Genomic DNA, 3,129 nt, shown 5'->3' with positions numbered 1-3,129 from the left:
GGACGGACGGGACGCGCCCGTGCGGGTTTGCGGGCCGGTCAGGCGCGGGCGAGGGGGACGCCGGTGGACTTCACGCGGGGGTGGCCCGCATGCCGGTGGCCGGGCCGAGTTCGGCGACGGCCTCCCGGGTCGGCAGCGGGACGATGCGGTGCGGGCCGGCCTTGATCCCGATCCGGGCGGCGACGTCGCCGGGCCGCACGGCGGTGGCGGTGCCGCGGAAGGCGCTGCGGGCCGAGGTGTGCGGTGTGCGGTCATCGGTGGCGGAGCCCCGGCCCGCCTCGACGGCGAAGGCGGCCGGGTTGCGGCCGTCGATCACCCGCCGGCCGGAGGCGTCGCGGTGGCTCGCGCCCCGGCCGGCGTCGGCCAGGCGGCGGGCCGTGTCCGGGCCGGCGCCCGGCAGGCGCGCCGCCTGGCCGATGGTGTGGGTCTGCATGTGCGACACCGTAGGCGGCCTCGTGGCGCATGTGCAATTGTCTTCGGAGGAAACACATGGCAGATGCGGCATCGGTTGTGGCATCCGCCGAAACTCGTTCCGGTTTCCGCGCCTCCCCTCGCTAGAGTCGTGCCATGGCAGAGGGAGCAACCGAATCGGGGACGGCCCGGGTGGACGCCTGGATCTGGTCCGTCCGGCTGACGAAGACCCGCTCGATCGCGGCGACCGCGTGCCGCGCGGGCCATGTGAAGGTCAACGGAGAGCGGGCCAAGCCCGCGCAGTCCGTGAAGGCGGGGGACGAGGTGCGCCTGTTCCACGCGGGCCGCGAGCGGATCGTGGTGGTCCGGCGGCCGGTGGCGAAGCGGGTGGGCGCGCCGGTGGCCGCCGAGTGCTTCATCGACAACAGCCCGCCGCCCCCGACGCCCGTCGAGGCGGCCGCGGTCGGCATCCGCGACCGCGGTACGGGCCGGCCGACCAAGCGGGACCGGCGCGAACTCGACCAGCTCCGCCGGCGCTGACCCCGGCGGCGGGGCGGGGCGCACGGCGGGGGCGGCAGCTCCTGCCCCGGCGCCCCGCCCCGCCGCGCGGTCAGCCCTTGCGATAGTCGTACGCCTCCTGCGCCGCCGCGGCCACGGCGTCCAGGGGGGCCCCGGACGAGGCCGCGACGAGCGCGGCCACCGCGCCCTCCACGAAGGGGGCGTCCACCAGGCGTGACTGCGGCGGCAGTTCGTCGTCCGCCAGCAGCGCCTTCACCGTCAGCACCGCGCTGCCGAGGTCCGCGATCAGGGCCACGCCCGCCCCGCGGTCCACTTCCCGCGCGGCGGCCGCGATCCGCTCCGCGCTCGTCCCGAGGCCCCCGTCCGCAGTGCCACCCGCCGCGGCGACCGGTGCCACCGCCCCGCCCGCCGCCAGCCCGGCGGCCAGCTCCGCGACCGACTCCGCGACCTGTGCGCTGTGCGACACCAGGACGATCCCGACCGGCCCGCCGCTCATCCGGCCGCCTCCGCCAGGGCCGCCAGCAGCAGCGCCGAGGACGTCGCCCCCGGGTCCTGGTGGCCGATGCTCCGCTCGCCCAGGTAGCTCGCCCTGCCCTTCCGGGCGAGCATCGGGACCGTGGCCAGAGCCCCGGCCTCCGCCGCGTCCGCGGCCGCCCGGTAGGAGGTGCCGAGCGCCGCCACGCCGGGCAGCAGCGCGTCCAGCATCGTCTTGTCGCCCGCCGCGGCGCCGCCCAGGGCGGCGACCGCGGCGACACCCGCGTCCAGCGCCGTGCGCAGGTCCTCGTCGGAGACCTCGGCGGCGTCGCCCAGCTCCTTGCCGGTGCGGCGCAGCAGCGTCCCGTACAGGGGGCCGGAGGCGCCGCCGACCGTCGAGATCAAGGTCCGGCCCGCGAGAGTGAGCACCGCGGCCGGCGTGGCGGGCGGCTCCGACTCCAGGGCGGCCTGCACCGCCGTGAAACCGCGCAGCATGTTGCTGCCGTGGTCGGCGTCCCCGATGGGGGAGTCCAGCTCCGTCAGCCGGTCCGCCTCGCGCTCCACGGAGGCCGCGGCGGCCGCCATCCAGCGCCGGAAGAAGTCAGTGTCACGCAACTCGGTCTCCTCGCCTCGCACCACACCGGCCGGCCGCCGGTCCCGACCGCCGCCTCAAGCTCAGACGCCCCACCGCAGCGCGGCCGTCCGCACGGGCGCGTCCCAGAGCCGCAGCACCTCCTCGTCGGCGCGGCAGAGCGTCACCGAACAGCCCGCCATGTCCAGCGAGGTGACGTAGTTCCCGACGAGCGTCCGGGCGACCTGCACGCCCCGCTCCGCGAGCACCGCGCAGACGTCGGCGGTGAACCCGTACAGCTCCAGCAGCGGGGTGGCCCCCATTCCGTTGACGAGGGCGAGGACCGGCCCGTCCTGCGGCGCGATCCGGTCCAGCTCCTCCATGACGGCGCCCACCGCGGTCCGCGCGATCTCCCGCGACGGCATCACGGGGCGCCGCTCGCGGCCCGGCTCGCCGTGGATGCCGATGCCCAACTCCAGTTCGCCGTCCGGAAGGTCGAAGGTCGGGCTGCCCTTGGCGGGCGTCGTGCAGGCGCTGAGCGCCACGCCGAAGCTGCGCGAGGCCGCGTTGACCCGGCGGGCGATCTCCGCGACCTCCTCCAGCGGGGCCCCCGCCTCGGCCGCCGCTCCGGCGGTCTTCTCGACGAACAGGGTCGCTCCGGTGCCGCGCCGGCCCGCGGTGTACAGGCTGTCGGTGACCGCGACGTCGTCGTTGACCAGCACCTGCTCGATGCGGATGCCGTCCTCCTCGGCGAGTTCGGCGGCCATCGTGAAGTTCAGCACGTCGCCTGTGTAGTTCTTCACGACGAACAGCACGCCCTGCCCGGAGTCGACGGCGGCGGCCGCCCGCAGCATCTGGTCCGGCACGGGCGAGGTGAACACTTCGCCGGGGCAGGCCGCCGACAGCATGCCGGGGCCGACGAAGCCGGCGTGGAGCGGCTCGTGCCCGGAGCCGCCGCCCGAGACCAGGCCGACGCGTCCGCCCTCGCGCGCGTCGCGCCGTACGACGATCCGCCGCTCGACGTCGACCTCCAGGTCGGGGTGGGCGGCCGCGATGCCGCGCAGGGCGTCGGCGACGACGGTCTCGGGACTGTTGATCAGCATCCTCATGGCGTCTCCCGGGGGTGGAGCGGCGGCGGGGCGGTGCGGCTGGAC

4 protein-coding genes and 1 pseudogene are annotated in these 3,129 nt (G+C 76.5%); 1 reads left to right on the top strand and 4 read right to left on the bottom strand.

All coding sequences use genetic code 11. The features are described 5' to 3' along the window. Positions 1 to 38 precede the first annotated feature (38 nt). Positions 39 to 433: pseudogene (locus EF903_RS30975) on the bottom strand (molybdopterin-binding protein). A 134-nt stretch (positions 434 to 567) separates the two neighbouring features. Here EF903_RS30975 and EF903_RS30970 point away from each other — a divergent pair. Then, entirely contained in the window at positions 568 to 951 is a 384-nt protein-coding gene (locus EF903_RS30970) for an RNA-binding S4 domain-containing protein (RefSeq protein ID WP_125548300.1), read from the top strand. A gap of 70 nt (positions 952 to 1,021) precedes the next feature. Here EF903_RS30970 and EF903_RS30965 read toward each other — a convergent pair whose 3' ends face one another. From EF903_RS30965 to dhaK, 3 genes are read right to left on the bottom strand one after another with little or no spacing between them, the layout of a single operon-like run. Further along, positions 1,022 to 1,426, bottom strand: coding sequence for a PTS fructose transporter subunit IIA (locus EF903_RS30965; RefSeq protein WP_125548299.1), 405 nt, complete (start codon positions 1,424 to 1,426; stop codon positions 1,022 to 1,024). Then, positions 1,423 to 2,019, bottom strand: a complete 597-nt coding sequence (dhaL, locus tag EF903_RS30960; RefSeq protein WP_125548298.1) for a dihydroxyacetone kinase subunit DhaL — start codon at positions 2,017 to 2,019, stop codon at positions 1,423 to 1,425. Before dhaL ends, EF903_RS30965 begins: the two co-directional genes overlap by 4 nt. Before the next feature lie 60 nt (positions 2,020 to 2,079). After that, positions 2,080 to 3,084, bottom strand: a complete 1,005-nt coding sequence (gene dhaK, locus EF903_RS30955; protein WP_125548297.1) for a dihydroxyacetone kinase subunit DhaK — start codon at positions 3,082 to 3,084, stop codon at positions 2,080 to 2,082. Between the last annotated feature and the right edge of the window lie 45 nt (positions 3,085 to 3,129).

It is taken from the genome of Streptomyces sp. WAC05292 (assembly GCF_003949955.1).
Taxonomy (GTDB): Bacteria; Actinomycetota; Actinomycetes; order Streptomycetales; family Streptomycetaceae; genus Streptomyces; species Streptomyces globosus.
The sequence above is the reverse complement of the archived record's forward strand: the minus strand, read 5'-3'. Positions and strand labels throughout refer to the sequence as shown.

Bases quoted from the DNA above. Each gene is read 5' to 3' on its own strand.
- EF903_RS30970 (WP_125548300.1), top strand. From the start codon at position 568: ATGGCAGAGGGAGCAACCGAATCGGGGACGGCCCGGGTGGACGCCTGG.
- EF903_RS30965 (WP_125548299.1), bottom strand. From the start codon at position 1,426: ATGAGCGGCGGGCCGGTCGGGATCGTCCTGGTGTCGCACAGCGCACAG.
- dhaK (WP_125548297.1), bottom strand. From the start codon at position 3,084: ATGAGGATGCTGATCAACAGTCCCGAGACCGTCGTCGCCGACGCCCTG.